Here is a 19,233-nt window from a genome sequence, read left to right on the forward strand (position 1 = left end):
ATGACAAACCAAACCAAGAAAAATTCCATCGAGGCGCTGTCGGCCAGGGCAGTGCGCGGCGAGATCTCGCGCCGGCAGTTCACGCAACTAGCCGCACTGGTGCTGGCCGGCACGCCGATGCTGCTGCGCTCGACCGGCGCCTTTGCCGCGGCGAAGGAACTGGTGCTGGTCAACTGGGGCGGCGACGCCATCACCGCCTACGATGCGGCTTACGGCCAGGCCTTCACCAAGGAGACCGGCATCACCGTCAAGATGGACGGCTCCGGCCCGACCGAAGGCGCGATCGCGGCGCAGTTCAAGAGCGGCGCGCCGACCTGGGACCTGGTCGACGTCGATCCGTTCTCGGCCATCACGCTCGGCGCCCAAGGCATGCTCGAGCCGATCGACTATTCGATCGTCGACAAGAAGAAGATGCGGCCGGGCTTCGGCTGGGAATACGCCGCCTCGACCTATTTCTTCTCCTACGTCATCGCCTACGATGCCGAGAAATACGGCAGCCAGGCACCGACCGGCATGGCCGACTTCTTCGACGTGGCGAAATTCCCCGGCAAGCGCTCGCTCTACAAATGGGGCGTGTCGAGCTGGGAAGCGGCACTGCTCGCCGACGGCATCGCGCCGGCCTCGCTCTACCCGCTCGACCTCAAGCGCGCGCATGACAAGATCGCCGCCTTCAAGGAAAACGTCGTCGCCTATTGGGGTGGCGGCGCCGAAAGCCAGAGCGTGCTGCTCAACGGCGAGGCCTCGATGGCGATCGTCTGGTCGACGCGGGCTTCGCTCATCGAGCAGGATTCCGGCGGCAAGATCAAGTTCATCTGGGACCAGGGCCTGATCTCGCCCGGCGCACTGGCCGTGCTCAAGGGCAATCCCGGCGGCAAGGACGCGGCGATGAAGTTCATTGCCAGCGCCCAGGATCCGCAAAAGCAGCTCGTGATGTTCGAAAAGCTCGGCCAGGGCCCGGCGAACCCGGCCGCCGACGCGCTGATCCCCGCCGACAAGAAGCGCATCAATCCGGTCGATCCCGAGAACATGAAGAAGCAGATCCCGCTCGACATGGATTGGTACGCCAAGAACTACGGGGCGGCACTCGACGAATACACGAAGATCATCTCCGCCTGACAAGCCGGGATAACCGGGGGCGAGATGAGAGCATACCTCTCCGACAGAATGGGCGCGGCGCTGTTGATGGCGCCGCTGCTCCTCTTTCTTGTCCTGGCCTATGCCTGGCCATTCCTCGGCGTGGTCAAATGGAGCTTCACCCTGCCCACACCGGGGCTGGGGCAGTACAATGCGCTACTCACGGATCAGTTGGTGCAGTCGGTCTTCATCCGCACGCTGCGCATCGCGGCGATCGTCACCGTCGTTTCGGTTGCCGGCGCCTACGCCATCACCGTTGTCTGGGTGCGCGGCACGCCGGCGCAGCGCGTCGTGGCCGAGTTCTGCATCCTGGTGCCGTTCTGGATCTCGGTGCTGACGCGCGCCTTCGGCTGGGTGGCGCTTTTGTCCAATCGCGGCCTGATCAACACCTGGCTGCAGGCGATCGGCTTCATCTCAGAGCCGCTGGCGCTGGTGCGCAACGAGTTTGGCGTCATTGTCGGCATGACGCATTTCCTCATCCCCTTCGCCGTGTTTCCGCTGGCGTCTTCCATGCGCAGCCTCGACGACCGCGTGCTGCTCGCGGCGCGCGGCCTCGGCTCCAGCCGCATGCGCACCTTCTGGTCGGTGTTCGTGCCGATGACCCGCTCCGGCATCATCGGCTCGGCGCTGATCGTCTTCGTCTTTTCGCTCGGCTTCTTCGTCACGCCGGCGATCCTCGGCGGCGGCCGCAGCGTGATGGTCGCCGAGCTGATCTATCTCCGCATCTTCCAGAGCCCGGACTGGGGCCTGGGCGCCGCAATCAGCGTTGTGCTGGTGCTGTTCGTCGGCGCGCTGATGGCGCTGCTGTTCCGCTACGTGCGGCCGAAACAAATGGTGTAGCGCGATGCCGACCTACCGCCCCGGTCCCGTCTCGCTGGTCCTCGCCGCCCTCGTCGCGCTGTTCCTGCTGCTGCCGCTGCTTGCCGTCATCCCGGTGTCGCTGACGCCGAGCCGCATGCTGGCGATGCCGTCGGGCGAGCTGTCGCTGCGCCACTACCGGGCGCTGATCGAGGATCCGCGCTGGATCGCCTCGATCCTGCTCAGCATCAGGATCGGCGTCGTCAGCAGCGCCTTTTCTACCGTGCTGGCGCTCTGCTTCAGCCTCGGCGTCTGGATGTTCCAGCCGCGCTTCACTACAGCACTTGTCGGTTTCGTGCTGCTGCCGATGGTGGTGCCGCCAGTGGTTTCGGCAATCACGCTCTACTTCCTGCTGACCTCGATCTCTGGCGTCAGCTCGTTCTTCGGCTATGACACCTGGCTCGGTGTCGCCATGGCGCATGCGGTGATGACCGTGCCCTTCGCCACGGTGCTGATCCTGGTGTCGCTCAGCCAGCTCGACCGCCGCATCGACCTCGCCGCGCGCGGCCTCGGCGCGACGGTGTGGGAGCGCGCCACCCGCATCATCATGCCCAACATCAAGTTCGGCATCGTCACCGCAGCGTTGTTGTCGTTCGTGCTCTCCTGGGAAGAGATCGGCGTCACGCTGTTCATCACCTCGGTCAACGCCATCACGCTGCCGCGCCTGATGTGGATGGGCCTGCGCGACAACATCGACCCGGCGATCGCCGCGCTCTCGGTGATCCTGATCGTCATCACGGTTCTGGTGCTTGTGGCGCGCAGCGTCGTCGTCAGGCTGCGCGAGACGCAGTAAACGCCGCCTCACGCCGTGGTGACTGGCGCAAATGAAACCTTGCGCTACGATTTTCGTTATAAGTGGTTCAACACGTCGAAGGCTCCGCCATGAACCAGGGATGGTTTTCCAAGCCGGTTGCGGTTGCGGTCGGCATCGTGGGAGATATCCGCAATATTTCCAACACACGGCAGGCTGTCGAGTTGCTGACAGCCCACTGGCGTGACGCCGGCAGCGCCAAACACGGGTTGGCACTGCGCGCATGCCGCCGCGCCACAAGCGACGACCGCTGGACTGAAGCCGCCAGGGACGCGTTCGTCGAGGCCGCGCGGGAGGCGCATGTTCTGGTCGAGCGAGCCGTCGAACCGGAGGACCGGTCCCGGCAGGCGGAGCCGTGATCGATTTGTGAGAGCGTCGGTGGTATTTCCCTGCCTTTCGTCACCGGCCCTGCCTTTCCTTACCGGCAATGTGAGGCCCGGAACCCGACGTCCAGGCCGACAATGCTTCCCGTTCGGCGGACTTATTGCGTTTCAGGCAGCATGCAGCCTCGGGATGGCGCTGACGTCGACCTCGCGCTCCGCATGCCAGGCATCATAGGCAGCCTGCATCCTGAGCCAGATCGCGGCGCCGTCGCCGAACATCTTTCCAAGACGGGCGGCGACAGCCGGCGACACCGGCTTCTTTTCGCGGATGATATCATAAAGCTGCTGGCGCGAGATTCCGAGCAGATTGGCGATTTCCACCTTGGTCTTTCCGGTTGCCGGGATAATGTCGTCAAGCAGCGCTCCAGGGTGGGATGGGCAACGCTCCATCGGACGCATCGGCTCATACACGCTCATAAATCGCCTTCTCCAATCTGGCCGCCTCAATGGTACTGTTCGAAATCGACGCGGGCGGCATCATTGGCGTCGAATTCGAATGTGATGCACCACGGCCCGTTGACATGCACCGTGTAGCGGATCGGGTTGAAGCCCTTCAAAGCGTGGAAGTCGAAGCCGGGCAGGCCCATGTCATCACGCCTTTCCGAGACTTCCAAACGGTCAAGCCGAACGAGGATGCGCTTATGCATCTTGGCGTCGATCTTTCCGGACTTTCCGGTTTGAAAGAGATCCGCCAGCGCCTTGTGCTTGAACGACTTTATCATGCATTATGTAAGCACATAGCTTACGCACGTCAACTAGGTGTAAGCAAATAGTTTACAGAGCAGTTCAGGCCTATCAAAGGCAATGATCGCGCCCATGGACGCCGGGCCGGATCGGGCGAATACTTGGCGGAGCTATGTCACAGCGCCGTTACCCCATAGCGTGGCGAATGGTCTTGGACAGGCGGCTCAGGAATGCCGGCCTCGACGATGCGTCGAGCTTCCACGACAGCACCGCCGTCGCCATTTTCCGCGGCAACACCCCAACCGACAGGAACCATGCGGCAAGGATGGCGCGCCGCCGCAAGGATGCGGTCATTTCGAGGCTGGCGACGGCGCCGGCCGCCCCGAGCGCCAGCCGGGAATCGTCGGCCACGGGGTGTCGGCCTCTGTCGGCGCAGAGCGACGCCAGCCGCTCTTCCAGGTGGACCGGATCGTGGCGGACGGCATCCGACGGCACGATGGTCAGGCCGATCCCCGAGGCCTGGTCCGACAGTGCCTGCATGCGGTGGAAATCGTGGGTTACCCGCCAGCGTGCCCGCTCAGCGAGCTTTTCACCGAAGACTGAATGGTTCGCACCATGGATCCGGTAAGCGCCGACGCATTCGTCGATGGACTGGACGTGCCCGTAAAGCGGCGCCAGCGTTGCAAGATAGCCGTCGGCGCCCTGGCGGAACTCCGGCTCCGGTATCGGCATGATCGATTCCAGCGTCGCCCGGTCAAAGGCCAGCCCACTGGTCACGGTCGTCTGATAGCGACCCTTGTGCAGCAGTTTCGGCATGACGTCGCCGCTGTCGAAAGGCAGTTCGAGTGGCGGAAAGACGTCCTTGATGTGTTGTCCTTCGTCGACGATGTGCAGTCTGGACTGCACCTGGGCGGTTGCCTCGTCCCAGGTGTCGACGATGGTGGAGACGGCGGTTGGGTAAAGATAATCGTCGGCGTCGAGGAACAGAACGATCTTGCCCGAACTTGCGGCAAAGCCGGTGTTGAACGCCGCCGCATGTCCGCCATTTTGCGCTCGCGGGCATGCGAGAATCTCGTCGCGATATGATTCCATGATTATCGTGGAATGGTCCTGCGATGCATCGTCGACGACGATGACTTCGACGTCCGCGTAGTCCTGCTCGAGGGCGCTGTCGATGCTGCGTTTGAGGAAACGCGCATAGTTGTAATTCGGGATAATGATGGATACCGGAATTCTCGGGACAGACTGCATCGCGTTTGACCTCGCATCTTGCTTTGGTTCGGCAAAGGCCCGCTCATGGGCCTGCCCCCTCTTCAAGCGCCCCTCTTGGCGCGCAACGAGTTCCCTGGGAAAAGGCTTGCGCTTTCCCCCAGGAGACAGGTCACGTTTCGCTTTGCGACATCGTACTGAGGCCGCCATTGCCTTCGAGGGCTGCCGCCATGGTCAGGGTCGGCGGCAGCAAAAGCTCCGACGGTTTCGGCCACGGTGATGCGCAACCGAGCACGACGGAAATGACTCGTCGTCGGTCGCGATCAGGTCGGGATCGAAGCGGACGGGCGCCTTGAAGGCATGGCGGATACTGACCTTCAAATGCGGCTGGAACAAGCCCCGCGCCAAAAATAGAGCCACTTCAGGTTGCGTTTCCGGCGGCATGCAGCGAAGGCCGGTGCTTTGCCCCGGAGCCGGCGAACCGGCTCCCGGGCCTTGTAGTCATGTGGCCCGAACAGTCAGGCGGCCTGCAGTCCTGGCCGCGACAGGTCGACTTCCTCCGGCAAGTCGCCGGCCATGGCGGCGGCAAACTTCGTCTGGTCGAGTTCCCCCTCCCAGCGCGCCACCACCACTGTCGCTACCGCGTTGCCGATGAAGTTGGTCAGCGCCCGGCATTCCGACATGAAGCGGTCGACACCGAGGATCAGCGCCATGCCGGCAACCGGCACCGTGGGTACGACCGAAAGCGTCGCCGCCAGCGTGATGAAGCCGGCGCCGGTGATGCCGGCGGCACCCTTGGAGCTCAGCATGGCGACCGCTAGCAGCAGGATCTGATCGCTGTAAGTGAGTGGCGTGTCGGTCGCCTGCGCGATGAACAGCGCGGCAAGCGTCATGTAGATGTTGGTGCCGTCGAGGTTGAAGGAATAGCCGGTCGGGATGACCAGGCCGACCACCGAGCGGTTGCAGCCGGCGCGCTCCATCTTGGCCATTAGGCCCGGCAGTGCCGCTTCCGAGGACGAGGTGCCGAGCACCAGCAGCAGCTCTTCCTTGATGTAGCGGATCAGCGCCAGGATCGAGAAGCCGTTGTAGCGGGCAACCGCGCCAAGCACCACCAGCACGAACAGCAGCGCGGTCAGGTAGAATGTACCGATCAGCATGGCGAGATTGGCGATCGAGCCGATGCCGTATTTGCCGATGGTGAAGGCCATGGCGCCGAAAGCGCCGATCGGCGCGGCCTTCATCAGGATGGCGACGAGGCGGAAGATCGGTGCGGTCAGCGCCTGCAGGAAATCGACCACCGGACGGCCGCGATCGCCGACCAGCGCCAGGGCGACACCGAACAGCACCGAGAAGAACAGCACCTGCAGGATGTCGCCCTGCGCGAAGGCGCCGGTGATGGTATCGGGGATGATGTTCATCAGGAAGCCGACGATGGTTGTGTCGTGCGCCTTCTCGGCGAAGGTCGCCACCTTGGTGGTGTCGAGCGTGGCCGGATTGATATGCATGCCAGCGCCGGGCTGGACGACATTGGAGACGACCAGGCCGACGACAAGCGCCAGCGTCGAGAACACCAGGAAATAGATCATCGCCTTGCCGGCGACGCGGCCGACCTTCTGCAGGTCGGAAACGCCGGCGATGCCGGTCGCCACCGTCAGGAAGATCACCGGCGCGATCACCATCTTCACCAATTTGATGAAGGCGTCGCCGAACGGCTTCATCGCCTCGCCGGTTTCCGGATAGAAATGGCCGAGCAGCACGCCGGCGGCGATCGCCGCCAGCACCTGCACGTAAAGATGCCGGTATAAGGGAAGTTTGCCGCGCGGCTCGGCGGCAGCGAATGCTGTCTGCATGACGTCCTCCATGGCGCCCCGATCGAAAGCTCGACTCCCCGGGGCAGTTGTTTTGACACCAGCAGCCTCGCGACTGCCGAATTCGTGTTTGCAACAGCCGTGCCAAATACGCAGAAGAGCTCTTCATCATTGATTTTGTTGAGCATTCGCGAACGTCCGCACTGCTGGACGCATGGACAAGTGCGAATCTCCGCATAGGTCGAATTGTGTTTTGTGCGAGTTCATGCACAAATGGGCGATGCTGCAACGCCCCGTCGGTGCCTTGTCTTCGATGCCCGAGCAACTCGCCAGGCGGGCACGCCGTGCCTGGCTGCTGTTTACGGCTATCGCCCTGCTGATCGTCACGGCAGCGCTCTACGGCGCCGGCCTCTACGGCCGCACAGCCGAGGTCGGGACCTTGGCGGCGCAGGGACGTACCGACGCCAATCTGAAGGTCGCGCTGCTGCGCGCCGTGCTCGAAAGCCCGCGCGCCCTGCCCCTGCTTTTGTCCGCAGACCAGCAAGTGCGTGACGCGCTGTCGCAGAAAAACGCCACGGCAATCGATGTGCTGAACCGCAAGCTTGAGGGGCTGGTTTCCGGCACCAAGGCGTCGGTGCTCTATGTCATCGGCACCGATGGACTGGCGATCGCCTCCAGCAACTGGCGCGAGCCGATCAGCTTCGTCGGCAATGACTACCGTTTTCGCGATTATTTCTCCGGCGCGATGCAGGCCGGAACCGCCGAGTATTTTGCGCTCGGCAATGTCAGCAAGCGTCCCGGCCTCTACATTTCGCGTCGCGTCGGCAATGCAGCCGCACCGCTCGGCGTCGTCGTCGTCAAGATGGAGTTCGACCAGCTCGAAGCCGACTGGCGCGAGGCGAACCGCCCGGCCTATGTCACCGACGAGAATGGCGTCGTACTGATCACCAGCGTGCCGTCCTGGCGCTTCATGACAACCGCGCCGCTGGCTGCACCTGAGCAAGCCGCGATCCGAGACAGCCAGCAGTTCGGCGACGCGCCGCTTGTTCCGTTGCCGATCATGCACCCGCAGGCGCTGAGTTCGGATGTGTCGGTCGTCCACGCGGTAACGCCCGGCGGCAGCGATGCGGAGTATCTGCGCCTTTCCACGCCGGTCCCTTCGACCGCTTGGCAGCTCGACTATCTGGTCCCGGCCGAACCGCCGATTGCCGCTGCCGTCCGCGAAATGCGGCTTCTGGTGCTGGGTGTCGTCGTGCCGCTGCTCGGCCTGGCCGCGTATCTGTTGTGGCGCCGGCAGTCGGCGCAGATGCGGATTGCCGCCGAACAGGCGGCGCGCACCGAGCTCGAACGTCGCGTCGTCGAAAGGACCGAGGATCTGAGCCGCGCCCGCGACCGGCTGCAGGCCGAGATCACCGGCCACCGCAGCACGGAAGCCAAACTCCAGGTCGTGCAGCAGGATCTGGTTCAGGCCAACCGCCTCGCCATCCTCGGCCAGGTCGCCGCCGGCGTCGCTCATGAGATCAACCAGCCGGTCGCCACTATCCGCGCCTATGCCGACAATGCCCGCACCTTCCTCGACCGCAAGCAGACCGGGCCGGCCGAGGAAAACCTCGGCGCCATCGCAGCACTTACCGAACGTATCGGCTCAATCACCGAGGAACTGAAGGCATTTGCCCGCAAGGGCCGCACAGCCGCCGAGCCTGTCGAATTACGCGATGTCATCGAGGGCGCCGTCGTGCTGCTGAGAAGCCGCTTTGCCGGCCGGCTCGACGCATTGGCCATCGACCTGCCGCCGCCTGCCCTCAAGGTCATGGGCAATCGGGTCCGGCTCGAACAGGTGCTGATCAATCTCTTCCAGAACGCGCTGGAAGCGCTGGAAGGCCGCGACAACGCCAGGGTGCAGGTATCGGTCGAAGAGACCGCGGACGGCGTGACGGTCGGCGTGTCCGACAACGGACCCGGCATTCCGCCTGCGATCCTCAAATCGCTGTTCACGCCGTTCAACACCTCCAAGGAAAAAGGCCTCGGCCTGGGCCTCGTCATCTCGAAGGACATCGTCGCCGATTATGGCGGCCGCATCGATGTTTCGAGCGCTGACAGCGGCACCCGCTTCACCATCCATCTCTCAAAAGCAGCGTAATGGCAAAGGCATCATGACGAACGACAATGCCGCGCCGGTAATCCTCATCGATGACGACAGCGACCTCTTGAAGGCCACCGCACAGACCCTGGAGCTTGCCGGCTTTTCGGTCTCCGCCTTTGCGGTGGCGGCCGAGGCGCTGGCCAGGCTCGACGCCGGTTTTGCCGGCGTCGTGGTGTCGGATATCCGCATGCCGGAGATCGACGGCTTGCAGCTCTTCAATCGCATCCTGCGGCTGGATGCCGACATTCCGGTCATCCTCGTCACCGGGCATGGCGACATCGCCATGGCGGTCAAGGCGATCAAGGACGGCGCCTATGACTTCATCACAAAGCCCTTCGCCGCCGACCGGCTGGTGCAGAGCGTGCGCCGCGCAGCGGAAAAGCGCCGCCTGGTCATGGAGAACCGCGCCTTGCGCGAGGCGGCCGGAGAGGCGCAGGACGGCCTGCCGCTGATCGGCCAGACACCGGCGATGGAAAGGCTGCGCCGCACGCTGCGCCAGATCGCCGACACCGATGTCGACGTGCTGGTGACCGGCGAGACCGGCTCCGGCAAGGAGGTGGTGGCAAGCCTTTTGCACCGCTGGAGCCGCCGCGCCAGAGGCAATTTCGTCGCGCTGAATTGCGGCACGCTGCCGGAGACCGTCATCGAGAGCGAATTGTTCGGCCATGAGGCCGGCGCCTTCACCGGCGCGCAGAAGAAGCGGATCGGCCGCATCGAGCACGCCAGCGGCGGCACATTGTTCCTCGACGAGATCGAAAGCATGCCGGTCTCGACACAGGTGCAGATGCTGCGTGTGCTGGAGATGCGCGAGGTCACCCCGCTCGGCACCAACGAGTTGCGGCCGGTGGATCTGCGCGTCGTCGCCGCCGCCAAGGTCGATCTCGGCGATCCGCACCAGCGCGGCACGTTTCGCGAGGACCTCTACTACCGGCTCAACGTGGTGACGATTTCCATTCCGCCGCTGCGCGAGCGCCGCGACGACGTCGCCCTGCTGTTCTTCTATTTCGCCGAGCGCGCCGCCGCCCGCTTCCGCCGTCCGGTCCCGGCAGTGCCGGCCGCGGTGCATCGCCACCTCAGGGAGCATGACTGGCCGGGCAACGTGCGCGAACTGGCGCATTTCGCCGAGCGGCTTGTGCTTGGATTGGAGGAAGGCCTTGCGGCATCATCCCCTGCCCCGACCCAATCGAACACCGCCATGAAGCTGCCGGGGCGGCTGGAGCTTTACGAGGCCGACATCATCCGCGAGACGCTTGGCCGCAACGGGGGCGACGTCAGGCGCACGATCGAAGCGCTGGGGATTCCGCGCAAGACTTTTTACGACAAGCTCCAGCGCCACGGCATCGTGCGCAGCGATTTTTCCAGGTAACGATCTCGGCGCATCGACCGAGCGACTCGGCTATTTGGCGTCGAGGAAGATGATGCCGACGGTGTGGCGCATGCCGGAGCGAAGCCGGCTGACGCCGTGCCTGAGATTGACCCGGTAGCTGCCTTTGCTGCCCTGGACCGGACGGTTGTGGACCGCGAAGGCGACCGCATCGCCCTGGCGCAGCGGCACCACCTCGGCGCGGCTCTGCATGCGCGGGCGCTGCTCGGTCAGCACGAACTCGCCGCCGGTGAAATCCTTGCCTGGTTCGGATAACAGGATCGCGACCTGCAGCGGGAAGGCAAGATCGCCGTAGAGATCCTGATGCAGGCAATTGAAGTCGCCGGGAACATATTGCAGCAGGAGCGGCGTCGGCCGCGTCTGGCCCTGCTCATGGCATTGCTTGAGGAACGCGGCGTGTTCGTCGGGGTAGCGCTGCGCCATACCCATGCGCTCGTTCCAGTCGTTGGCGACCGCGGCGAGGCGCGGATAGAGCGCGGTTCGCAAGCCGCCGATCAAATCGGGCAAGGGATAGCGGAAATAGCGGTACTCGCCCTTGCCGAAGCCATGCCGCGCCATATGGACATGGCTGCGGAAATGTTGCTCCTGCGGGTAAAGGCCGGCGATCTCCCGGCATTCGTCCGGCGTCAGCAGCTTCTCCATCACCGCGCAGCCATAGCCGCTCAGCTCCTCGGCCAATGCCTGCCAATCATATGCCGCGACGCGCGTTTCGGCCGACCGGACCGCTGCTGCCGGAACAGTCGAATGGATGATCATGGGTTGCCTCCTGTGGCTTGCGTGCCTGTCATCAGAAATGGGTAAGCGACACGCGCAAACCACCCGTTTCCTGCCGAATGGCCACAAAGGGCTCGCATGGGCAACGGTTGCCGCCTGCCAATGTGGCCGCGTCACGCTGGGCATTACAGGCTCGCAGCGCTAGACTGATGGCAACCGTAAACGAGCTGCCTCTCCCATGATTGTCCAGACCTGCATCAATGGCGCTCGCAGCGCCGATTATCACCCGCAGCTGCCGCTTGATCCCGAAGCCATGGCGCGTGACGGTACCGCCTGCGTCGCCGCCGGCGCTGCCGAGCTGCATGCCCATGCGCGCGGGCTCGGCGGCCGCGAAAGCCTTGCGCTGGAGGCGATGGACCGCACCATGCTTGCGCTTCGCCGCGCCTGCCCGGGAACGCTGATCGGCGTGTCTACAGGCGCCTGGATCGAGAACGACGACCAGCGAACGCTTGCCGCGATCGCCGGCTGGAGCGAACTGCCCGACTATGCCTCGGTCAATCTGAGCGAAGACGCCGCGCCCGCCGTCATGGACCGCCTGCGGCAGCGCGGCATCGGCATCGAAGCCGGGCTCGCCTCGGCCGCCGATGCCGAGCGCCTGGTAAGCCTCGACCATGGCAAACGGGTGCTGCGCATCCTGATCGAAATCTCCGAGCAGGAGCCGGACGCGGCGCTGGCGATCTGCGACGATGTCGTCGCCGTGCTCGACGGCGCTGGGATGCGGCGAGCGATCCTGCTGCACGGCGCCGACGCCACGGTCTGGCCGTTCGTGCACAAGGCGGCGGAGCGTAACTGGTCGACACGCGTCGGGTTGGAAGACGGCAAGCAGCTCCCTGATGGAACGGTGGCATCCGGTAACGCCGCGCTGACAGCGGCAGCCGTCGCGATCTTCCAGACCAGCCGGTAGCGCGGGGAAAGGTTGATGACGGCCAAGGCACTGAAACTTTAAAGGTATGAAACAAAAACCCACCTCGGCGACCGGGAGCCCAGCGCGGTATGGCGCACGAAACTATCAGCCGCTGACGCTCCGGACAAAACGCAAAAAGCTCCGGCCTTCAAAGGTATCCGGAAAACAAAAAACCCGCCTCGGGGGGCGGGTCAGCGGCGCGAATCAGCACCATACCCAAATTAGTAGCATAGCTGCCGGCACAAAGCAAGAACAAAATGTGGCGACATCGACGAAGCTGCCAATTTCCCCCTGTGGGGGAGATGCGCAAGGGGGAGATCGCGGCTTCGCCGAAGCGACTGATCATGTCTTGCCTGAACGCACACAGGGAACGGGCACAGAGGGATGATATGGCTCTTGCCGTTGTTAAAAATTCCTCCTAGGGTATTTTCACATCAGAAAGAAAACTCCATCATTTCTTTCCATTTATGAAAGCCTGGGCGTTTGCGGGAACACCTCGATCAGACCGACCGGCGACTGGTCAAGCTGCTGTCGCAGGACGCGCAGCTTGGCGTCAATCGCCTCGCCGAGAAGATGGCGATCTCGGTGCCGACCGTGCGTATGCGGCTGCGCAACCTGCTCGACCGCAACCTGCTCAAGATCGTCGGGCTGCTCAACCTGACCGAACGTCCCGAGCTGATCTCGGCGATCGTCGGCATCAACGCGCAAGGGCGCGGCCGCGCCCGCGAGTTGGCGCAGCGCATCTCAGAACTGCCTTTTGTGAACTCGGCCGCTGTCGTCACCGGGCGCTTCGACATCATCGTCGACGTAACCGTGGCCGGCGATGTTGCCGATCTCTACCGCGTCACCAGCGAGTTGATCCCCGGCGCTGGCGAACCCGGCGAGGTCGTGCGCAGCGAGACCTTCGTCGTCATGGCCTCCTGCAACAAATGGGTCAGCCTGCCGGAAGGCTGCTGGTCGGACGAGACGCGAAAGGAAATGGCATGAAGATCGCGGTTCTCGGGGGGCTCGGCCTGCAAGGCCGGGCGGCGATCGCCGATCTCGTCGCCAGCGTCGGCGTCGAGCAAGTGGTCTGCGTCGATACCGCAACCGACGGCGCTGCGCGGCTTGGCGGCCTGACCGACCTTGCCCGGGTGCGTCTTGTCGTGCCGGAGGGCGCAATCGGCCCGGCATTGGCCGATGTGATGAAGGACGTCGACGCCGTCATCGACCTGTTGCCGCAGCCGTTGATGCGCGAGGCGGTGCAGGCGGCGATCGCGACGCGCACGCCGCTGGTCACCACCAATTACGGCAAGGCCATCGCCGATCTCGCGCCGGAAGCCGAAAAGGCCGGCGTTTCGATCGTGACCGAATGCGGGCTCGACCCCGGCATCGACCTTGTGCTCTACGCACGCGCCGCAAGCCAGTTCGACACTATCACCGCGATCGATTCCTACTGCGGCGGCATCCCCGAGCCGAAGGCGGTGGTCGAGCCGCTGTGCTACAAGGTGAGCTGGAACTTCGACATGGTTCTGATGAGCCAGAACCGCGACAGCGTGCTGGTCGAGGACGGCAAACGGGTCGATGTGCCGGCCGCCCGCCAGCACGACAATCGTTTCATCCACGAGATCGAGGTCGCGGGGCTCGGCGGGCTGGAAGCCTTCCCCAATGGCGACGCACCGCATTATGCCAGCATGCTCGCCGCCACCAAGGGGCTGCAGCGCTCCGGCCGCTATTCGCTGCGCTGGCCGGGCTGGTCGGCATTCTGGGCGCCGCTGAAGCAGCTCGGCTTCCTGTCCGAGGACAAGGTGCCCGGCATCGGTGCCAGCCCACGCGAATTTCTCGGCCGGCTGCTTGGCCCGCAACTGCAATACGGCGCCGACGAGAAGGATCTTTGCGTGATGCGCAATGTCTTTGTCGGCAGCGAAGGCGGCCGACGCAAGACCGTGACCTCGGAACTGGTCATCGAACGCGATCTCGCCACCGGCCTGTTCGGCATGAGCCTCGGCGTCGGCTATCCCGCTAGCATCGTGGCGCAGATGCTGGCGCGGCGCGAGATCGCCACGCCTGGCCTGCTCAACCCGCTGCTGCATGTGCCCGACGGCCGCTTCCTCGACGAACTGGCCAGGCGCGGCATCAAGGTCGCCGAAACGGTGAGCTGGGATTGAAAATTTTCGAACGGTGGTTGCCGCCGGCAACGGCGCTGCCGCCCAAAAAGCACCTCCAACGGGGTGAAACAACAAAGTGGAACGACAAACGACAACAAGGAGGAATGCCCAAATGAAGATTGCCAAGCTTTTCATCGCCGGTCTCGCGCTCGCCGGCCTCACAGCAGCCGCCAGTGCCGGAACGCTCGACGAAATCACCAAGCGCGGCGAGTTGCGCGTTGCCGTGCAGACGCAAGGACCTCCCTTCTCGCTGGTCGGCGCCGCCGGCGAGCGCACCGGCAGTTCGGTCGAACTCGCCGAATTGATGGCCAAGGAAATGGGCGTCAAGATCACCTTCCTCGACTTCGACTGGGACGGCCTGATCCCGGCGCTGCTGTCGGGCAAGGCCGATCTTCTGGTCGCCGACATGACGCCGACATTGGCGCGTGGCATGAAGGTCGCCTTCACCAGGCCTTACATGTACACGGGCAGCACCGTCTTCACCAAGGCTGGTACCGCCTTCAAGTCCACCGAGGACTGCAAGGCCAAGGGCACCAAGATCGCGGTGCTGCTCGGCGCCACCGGCGAGAAGGAAGCCAAGGCCGCCTTCCCCGATGCTGACATCAAGAGCTACAAAGGCGGCGGCCCGCTGCTGCTCGATGCCGTCAACAACGGCCAGGCCGATTGCGGCGTCAACGACGTCTCGGCGGTCAAGGGCCAGTCGACCGCCTACCCGGCCGGCAGCTTCACCATCATGCCGGACATGCTGTCGAAGGAGCCGCTTGCCTTCGCCACGCGCTATGACGAGCAGGACCTGCTGACCTGGATGAACCTGTTCCTCGACCAGGTCAGCCTCGACGGCCGCCTGCAGAAGAACCTGGATTACTGGGTCAATTCCGACGACTGGAAGAAAGACCACTAAGCAGCAAAAGAGTTTCGGACGGTTTCGCGCGCGCCTCGGCGTTCACGAAACCGCCCGAAGTCGCTTGTCCGCTAGAGGAACCCCGCCCAACAATGCTCGAAAACTTCAGCTTCCGCACCATCGTCGAATATCTGCCGTTGTTCGGGCAGGGCCTCGTCACGACCGTGTGGCTGTCTGCGCTCTCCTTTGCCGGCGCGCTCGCCGTCGGCATCGTGCTCGCCGCGATGAATTTGCAGCGCGGCCGGCTGTTTCGCGTTCCGGCCAAGGCCTATATCGACGCGGTGCGCGCCACGCCCTTGCTGGCACAGCTCTATTTCCTCTATTTCGGCCTGCCGCGGCTCGGCCTCATCCTGCCCGAGTTCGTCGTCGGCATTTTAGCGCTGTCGCTGAATAGCGGCGCCTATGTCGCCGAGATCATCCGCGCCGGCATCCTGTCGATCCCGCGCGGCCAGGTCGAGGCCGGCGTCGCCTCGGGGATGACCTATGTCCAGCGCATGCGCCTCGTCATCCTGCCGCAGGCGTTCAAAGTGACGATCCCGCCGCTGCTCGGCCAGGCGATCGTGCTGGTCAAGGATTCGGCGCTGCTGTCGCTGATCTCGGTCGCCGAACTGACGCGCGCCGGCCAGCTGCTCGCCTCAGACCGCTTCATGCCAGCGGAAGGTTTCATCACCATCGCCGCCTTCTACCTCCTGCTCTATTACGGGCTGAAGGGTCTGGCGGCACTCTCCGGGCGCTGGCTCGGCCTCGCGGGGGCACGGACATGATCTGGCAGCAGCTGCAAAGCATCGCCGGCAGCTATCCGCTCGCCTTGCGCGGTCTCGGCATGACCGTGGTGCTGTCGCTGATCAGCCTGGTGCTGGGCACGCTGCTCGGCTTTGGCCTCGGCATCCTGCGCACCGGCGGCAACCGGCTGATCAGCGGCGCGATCGGCGCCTGGGTCGACCTGATCCGCGGCACGCCGTTCCTGGTGCAGATCTTCCTGATCTTCTTCATCCTGCCGGAACTCGGCATCGAGCTCGATGCCTTCACCGCCGGCATCATCGCGCTGACCAATCTGGCCGCCTGCTTCATCTGCGAGATCGTCGTCGCCGGCATCCGCTCGGTGCCGACCGGCCAGGTCGAAGCGGCGCTCGCGTCCGGCCTGTCGCGCTGGCAGCGCATGCGCCAGGTGGTGCTGCCGCAGGCGATGCGCATCGTGCTGCCGCCGCTGGTCGGGCAATATGTGCTGCTGATCAAGGATTCCTCGGTCGTCTCGGCCATCGGCCTGACCGACCTCACCCGCGTCGGCTGGCTGGTGGTGCAGCGTGTACCCAATGGGCTGCTGGTCTTCTTCCTCGTCGGCCTCGGTTACTTCATCGTCTGCTACCCCCTGATCATGCTGGCCCGCCGGCTGGAGCAACGCATGGGCGCGGCCCATGGCGAGGTGCAATTGTGACGAATCCCAGCAAAAATGGCACTGGCATGATCGAATTTCGCGGCGTCAACAAATGGTTCGGCCAGCTCAACGTGCTGAAGGAAATTACGCTCAGCGTCGAGCCGCGCGAAGTGGTCGTCGTCTGCGGGCCGAGCGGCTCGGGCAAGAGCACCTTGATCCGCTGCATCAACGGCCTGGAGACGATCCGCGACGGCGACCTGGTGGTCGACGGCCAGCGCCTCGGCGACGCCGCCACCAACATGACACGGCTGCGCACCGAGATCGGCTTCGTCTTCCAGTCGTTCAACCTCTACCCGCACAAGACCGCGCTCGAGAACGTCACGCTGGCGCCGATCCATGTGCGCAAGATCCCGCGCATAGAAGCCGAGAAGGCCGGGCGCGAGTTGCTCGCCAAGGTCGGCCTCGCCGACAAGGTGAACGCCTATCCGGCGCAGCTGTCCGGCGGCCAGCAGCAGCGCGTGGCGATCGCCCGCTGCCTCGGCATGCGCCCCAAGATCATGCTGTTCGACGAGCCGACCTCGGCGCTCGACCCCGAGATGATCTCGGAAGTGCTCGACGTCATGGTCGCGGTCGCCGAGGAAGGCATGACCATGATGGTGGTGACGCACGAAATGGGCTTTGCCCGCAAGGTCGCGCAGCGCGTGGTGTTCATGGATGCCGGCGCCATCGTCGAGAGCGGCACGCCCGAGGAGTTCTTCTCCAACCCGAAGACCGACCGCAGCCGCGCCTTCCTCAGCAAGATCCTGCGGCATTGACAGCAGCGACAATACGCACCGAACCTGCCGTCGCCTTTGCGCCGAGGTTGCGCTCGAGCCTACAATGAATCATCCGCAGCGGCGCACTATGGCGACACACCGAGCGCGCGCAGTGCCTTGCCTGCCGCGACATATTCGATGAAGTCGTGGGGGCAGTCGCGTACCGCAAGCCGGTACCGCCGCAAGGCTTCATCGTCACGGCCGTCGAGCCGGTAAAACTCCGCGACATAGAGATTGGCCTCGCATAGATTTCCGCGTTTCTTGGCCGGGACGGGATCGTCGGCTGCGGCCAACGCTGCTTCGGGCGTCTGTTCGCCAAGAAACATGCGAACCAGCGGCGCCGGCCATCTGGCCATGTCGAGCCTGCTGGCTGCCTGCCGCAAATGGCTCGCGCCACCACTGCGCCGCTCAGCCAGATCCGCCCAGATCGCAAAATAGGCATTGTCGGGCGCAAGTTCCGCCGCCGCGGCAAGGTCGGCTTGCGCCTTGGCCGGTTCGCGATCGTAGAAGTAGTAGATTCCCCTGCTTCCATAAGGGTTGACATAGGTCGGATCGAGCGTGATCGCCTGGCTGTAGTCGGCGACGGCGCGCTCTGCATCACCCTTTGCGCCCCAGGAAATGGCCCGGTTGTTGTAAGCGTAGGGGTGTTGGGGATCGAGGCTGATCGTCTCGTCGAAATCGGCGATGGCGCGGTCGAACTCGCCCATCCTGTTGAAGACGAAGCCGCGGTTGTTGTAGGCTTGGAAATATGCCGGATCGAACTCGATGGCGTGGCTGTAGTCGGCGATGGCGCGAGTGTCGTCGCCCTTATGAGCCCAGGCGCGGCCTCTGTTGTAGTAGGTCTCAGCTTTTCCTGGATCGAGCTCGATCGCCCGATCGAAGTCACTGATGGCGCTGTCGTTCTCGCCCTTGTCGAGCCATATCTGTCCGCGCTCGTTGTAGGCATCGATGTCGTCCGGATCGAGAGCGATGGCGTTGTCATAGTCTGCAATAGCCCGGTCATCGTCACCGCTGTCAGTCCAGGCGATTGCCCGGCCGTGGTAAGCGATGGCGCGACTGCCCGGGCTTCGCGTCCTGTCCTCGATGATCCGCGTGCAGGCGGCGATCCGCTGTAAGCCTGCAGCAGCGCCACCGCAATCGTCGCTATCCTCGGTCAGTGCGGGAGCACAAAGCGCAAGCAGCACGATGAGACCGGCCAGCACCCGCCGCCCTCCTTGATTCAACCGTTCGATTAGCCGCCCATCAAACATCAGCAGAATTTGATCACAATTATAGGTTGTTGGCCTCATGCCAACTTGATCAAACAAATCTTTGTTCTTCGCAAGTCATCCCCGCAAAGAAATGGTCAAGTCGAGCCCGTCACGCAGCTGAGGCGCCTGTACTCTGGATTAGCCCGTAGGTGCGCTTTCCGGCGGATCTGGCCGGGTCGGGAGGCTGACGGAGCGTGGCGCCGAAGCCTCAGCTGCGCCCCTGTTCCATTTCGATTGAATGGAAATGGGGCTCTATCTTGCTGTTTGACCGCGATCTTATCCGCAAACCGGTTTCCACTTTTCGGGATCATGGTTCTAGAGCGGCCGCGGCCGGCGTCGTCAGCCGAACGTCGCCAGAGGCTCGGCGCTGATCTCAACCCACATCGGTGTCGATCCGGTAATGGACGGTGGTGCCGCAATCCGGGCAGAAGCTGTAGATGACGCGGCCGCCCTCGTCGCCAAATCTTGCGCCGGGTTAACGTCCGCTCTGGGCCTAAGATCTGCCGAAGCGTTCAGCCGACCAAGCGGCAGCAATGGGTGGATTGTGTTGAAAAGTCCGGGTTGCAGCAGTCCTGAAGCACTGATTCAATCTTCGTCGTAAGAGGAGATTGAGTCGATGATGGGCGAGCAAAGTGTGATGCAGGAGGAGCTGT

The 19,233-nt window shown here is 63.9% G+C and carries 19 protein-coding genes; 13 read left to right on the top strand and 6 right to left on the bottom strand.

What is annotated here, in order from left to right; genetic code table 11:
- From NKI85_RS30185 to NKI85_RS30200, 4 genes are all read left to right on the top strand, one after another.
- Positions 1-1,116, top strand: a complete 1,116-nt coding sequence (locus NKI85_RS30185) for an ABC transporter substrate-binding protein (protein WP_352523891.1) — start codon at positions 1-3, stop codon at positions 1,114-1,116.
- Between the two features lie 24 nt (positions 1,117-1,140).
- Positions 1,141-1,974: an ABC transporter permease gene (locus tag NKI85_RS30190; protein WP_352523890.1), complete on the top strand. Its 834-nt coding sequence runs from the start codon at positions 1,141-1,143 to the stop codon at positions 1,972-1,974.
- A gap of 4 nt (positions 1,975-1,978) precedes the next feature.
- Positions 1,979-2,785: an ABC transporter permease gene (locus NKI85_RS30195; RefSeq protein ID WP_352523889.1), complete on the top strand. Its 807-nt coding sequence runs from the start codon at positions 1,979-1,981 to the stop codon at positions 2,783-2,785.
- Between the two features lie 89 nt (positions 2,786-2,874).
- Positions 2,875-3,162 carry a DUF982 domain-containing protein gene (locus tag NKI85_RS30200; protein ID WP_352779802.1) on the top strand — a complete coding sequence of 96 codons (288 nt, stop codon included), beginning with the start codon at positions 2,875-2,877 and terminating at the stop codon, positions 3,160-3,162.
- A gap of 132 nt (positions 3,163-3,294) precedes the next feature.
- Here the strand turns inward: NKI85_RS30200 and NKI85_RS30205 are convergent, their stop codons facing one another.
- From NKI85_RS30205 to NKI85_RS30220, 4 genes are all read right to left on the bottom strand, one after another.
- A complete protein-coding gene (locus tag NKI85_RS30205; RefSeq protein ID WP_352455430.1) occupies positions 3,295-3,603 on the bottom strand; it encodes a HigA family addiction module antitoxin in 309 nt (102 codons plus the stop codon).
- A gap of 26 nt (positions 3,604-3,629) precedes the next feature.
- Positions 3,630-3,908, bottom strand: coding sequence for a type II toxin-antitoxin system RelE/ParE family toxin (locus NKI85_RS30210; RefSeq protein WP_352523887.1), 279 nt, complete (start codon positions 3,906-3,908; stop codon positions 3,630-3,632).
- A 148-nt stretch (positions 3,909-4,056) separates the two neighbouring features.
- On the bottom strand, positions 4,057-5,121 hold the full coding sequence (locus NKI85_RS30215; RefSeq protein WP_352523886.1) for a glycosyltransferase family 2 protein: 1,065 nt from the start codon (positions 5,119-5,121) through the stop codon (positions 4,057-4,059).
- Positions 5,122-5,597: 476 nt separating this feature from the next.
- Positions 5,598-6,929 (bottom strand): dicarboxylate/amino acid:cation symporter, encoded by a 1,332-nt coding sequence (locus tag NKI85_RS30220; protein WP_352523885.1) that lies wholly within the window; start codon positions 6,927-6,929, stop codon positions 5,598-5,600.
- A gap of 238 nt (positions 6,930-7,167) precedes the next feature.
- Between NKI85_RS30220 and NKI85_RS30225 the strand changes: the two genes are divergently transcribed.
- Together NKI85_RS30225 and NKI85_RS30230 are read left to right on the top strand one after the other, a co-directional pair.
- Positions 7,168-9,027: a sensor histidine kinase gene (locus NKI85_RS30225; protein WP_352779805.1), complete on the top strand. Its 1,860-nt coding sequence runs from the start codon at positions 7,168-7,170 to the stop codon at positions 9,025-9,027.
- Between the two features lie 13 nt (positions 9,028-9,040).
- A complete protein-coding gene (locus NKI85_RS30230; protein ID WP_352523883.1) occupies positions 9,041-10,396 on the top strand; it encodes a sigma-54-dependent transcriptional regulator in 1,356 nt (451 codons plus the stop codon).
- Between the two features lie 30 nt (positions 10,397-10,426).
- Here NKI85_RS30230 and NKI85_RS30235 read toward each other — a convergent pair whose 3' ends face one another.
- A complete protein-coding gene (locus NKI85_RS30235) occupies positions 10,427-11,170 on the bottom strand; it encodes a 2OG-Fe(II) oxygenase (protein WP_352779807.1) in 744 nt (247 codons plus the stop codon).
- A 196-nt stretch (positions 11,171-11,366) separates the two neighbouring features.
- On the opposite strand from NKI85_RS30235, the gene NKI85_RS30240 reads away from it, so the two are divergent.
- From NKI85_RS30240 to NKI85_RS30270, 7 genes are all read left to right on the top strand, one after another.
- Entirely contained in the window at positions 11,367-12,092 is a 726-nt protein-coding gene (locus NKI85_RS30240) for a 3-keto-5-aminohexanoate cleavage protein (protein WP_352523881.1), read from the top strand.
- Positions 12,093-12,575: 483 nt separating this feature from the next.
- The gene (locus NKI85_RS30245; protein ID WP_023677254.1) at positions 12,576-13,079 is read left to right on the top strand and encodes an Lrp/AsnC family transcriptional regulator; all 504 of its coding nucleotides are present in this window, start codon (positions 12,576-12,578) and stop codon (positions 13,077-13,079) included.
- Positions 13,076-14,239 carry a saccharopine dehydrogenase family protein gene (locus NKI85_RS30250; RefSeq protein ID WP_352523880.1) on the top strand — a complete coding sequence of 388 codons (1,164 nt, stop codon included), beginning with the start codon at positions 13,076-13,078 and terminating at the stop codon, positions 14,237-14,239. The genes NKI85_RS30245 and NKI85_RS30250 overlap by 4 nt, the downstream gene beginning before the upstream one ends.
- Positions 14,240-14,351: 112 nt before the next feature.
- Positions 14,352-15,140 carry an ABC transporter substrate-binding protein gene (locus tag NKI85_RS30255; RefSeq protein ID WP_352523879.1) on the top strand — a complete coding sequence of 263 codons (789 nt, stop codon included), beginning with the start codon at positions 14,352-14,354 and terminating at the stop codon, positions 15,138-15,140.
- Positions 15,141-15,232: 92 nt separating this feature from the next.
- Positions 15,233-15,904 (top strand): amino acid ABC transporter permease, encoded by a 672-nt coding sequence (locus NKI85_RS30260; RefSeq protein WP_352523878.1) that lies wholly within the window; start codon positions 15,233-15,235, stop codon positions 15,902-15,904.
- On the top strand, positions 15,901-16,575 hold the full coding sequence (locus tag NKI85_RS30265; protein ID WP_023677250.1) for an amino acid ABC transporter permease: 675 nt from the start codon (positions 15,901-15,903) through the stop codon (positions 16,573-16,575). The genes NKI85_RS30260 and NKI85_RS30265 overlap by 4 nt, the downstream gene beginning before the upstream one ends.
- Positions 16,576-16,601: 26 nt before the next feature.
- Positions 16,602-17,330 (top strand): amino acid ABC transporter ATP-binding protein, encoded by a 729-nt coding sequence (locus NKI85_RS30270; RefSeq protein ID WP_352523877.1) that lies wholly within the window; start codon positions 16,602-16,604, stop codon positions 17,328-17,330.
- 86 nt (positions 17,331-17,416) lie between these two features.
- Here NKI85_RS30270 and NKI85_RS30275 read toward each other — a convergent pair whose 3' ends face one another.
- The gene (locus NKI85_RS30275) at positions 17,417-18,532 is read right to left on the bottom strand and encodes a tetratricopeptide repeat protein (RefSeq protein WP_352523875.1); all 1,116 of its coding nucleotides are present in this window, start codon (positions 18,530-18,532) and stop codon (positions 17,417-17,419) included.
- Positions 18,533-19,233 lie beyond the last annotated feature (701 nt).

Source organism: Mesorhizobium sp. M0571, from assembly GCF_040320985.1.
GTDB lineage: Bacteria > Pseudomonadota > Alphaproteobacteria > Rhizobiales > Rhizobiaceae > Mesorhizobium.

Bases quoted from the DNA above. Each gene is read 5' to 3' on its own strand.
- NKI85_RS30270 (WP_352523877.1), top strand. From the start codon at position 16,602: ATGATCGAATTTCGCGGCGTCAACAAATGGTTCGGCCAGCTCAACGTG.
- NKI85_RS30185 (WP_352523891.1), top strand. From the start codon at position 1: ATGACAAACCAAACCAAGAAAAATTCCATCGAGGCGCTGTCGGCCAGG.
- NKI85_RS30230 (WP_352523883.1), top strand. From the start codon at position 9,041: ATGACGAACGACAATGCCGCGCCGGTAATCCTCATCGATGACGACAGC.
- NKI85_RS30195 (WP_352523889.1), top strand. From the start codon at position 1,979: ATGCCGACCTACCGCCCCGGTCCCGTCTCGCTGGTCCTCGCCGCCCTC.
- NKI85_RS30240 (WP_352523881.1), top strand. From the start codon at position 11,367: ATGATTGTCCAGACCTGCATCAATGGCGCTCGCAGCGCCGATTATCAC.
- NKI85_RS30250 (WP_352523880.1), top strand. From the start codon at position 13,076: ATGAAGATCGCGGTTCTCGGGGGGCTCGGCCTGCAAGGCCGGGCGGCG.
- NKI85_RS30190 (WP_352523890.1), top strand. From the start codon at position 1,141: ATGAGAGCATACCTCTCCGACAGAATGGGCGCGGCGCTGTTGATGGCG.
- NKI85_RS30260 (WP_352523878.1), top strand. From the start codon at position 15,233: ATGCTCGAAAACTTCAGCTTCCGCACCATCGTCGAATATCTGCCGTTG.
- NKI85_RS30265 (WP_023677250.1), top strand. From the start codon at position 15,901: ATGATCTGGCAGCAGCTGCAAAGCATCGCCGGCAGCTATCCGCTCGCC.
- NKI85_RS30225 (WP_352779805.1), top strand. From the start codon at position 7,168: ATGCTGCAACGCCCCGTCGGTGCCTTGTCTTCGATGCCCGAGCAACTC.
- NKI85_RS30220 (WP_352523885.1), bottom strand. From the start codon at position 6,929: ATGCAGACAGCATTCGCTGCCGCCGAGCCGCGCGGCAAACTTCCCTTA.
- NKI85_RS30255 (WP_352523879.1), top strand. From the start codon at position 14,352: ATGAAGATTGCCAAGCTTTTCATCGCCGGTCTCGCGCTCGCCGGCCTC.
- NKI85_RS30210 (WP_352523887.1), bottom strand. From the start codon at position 3,908: ATGATAAAGTCGTTCAAGCACAAGGCGCTGGCGGATCTCTTTCAAACC.
- NKI85_RS30200 (WP_352779802.1), top strand. From the start codon at position 2,875: ATGAACCAGGGATGGTTTTCCAAGCCGGTTGCGGTTGCGGTCGGCATC.
- NKI85_RS30205 (WP_352455430.1), bottom strand. From the start codon at position 3,603: ATGAGCGTGTATGAGCCGATGCGTCCGATGGAGCGTTGCCCATCCCAC.
- NKI85_RS30235 (WP_352779807.1), bottom strand. From the start codon at position 11,170: ATGATCATCCATTCGACTGTTCCGGCAGCAGCGGTCCGGTCGGCCGAA.
- NKI85_RS30215 (WP_352523886.1), bottom strand. From the start codon at position 5,121: ATGCAGTCTGTCCCGAGAATTCCGGTATCCATCATTATCCCGAATTAC.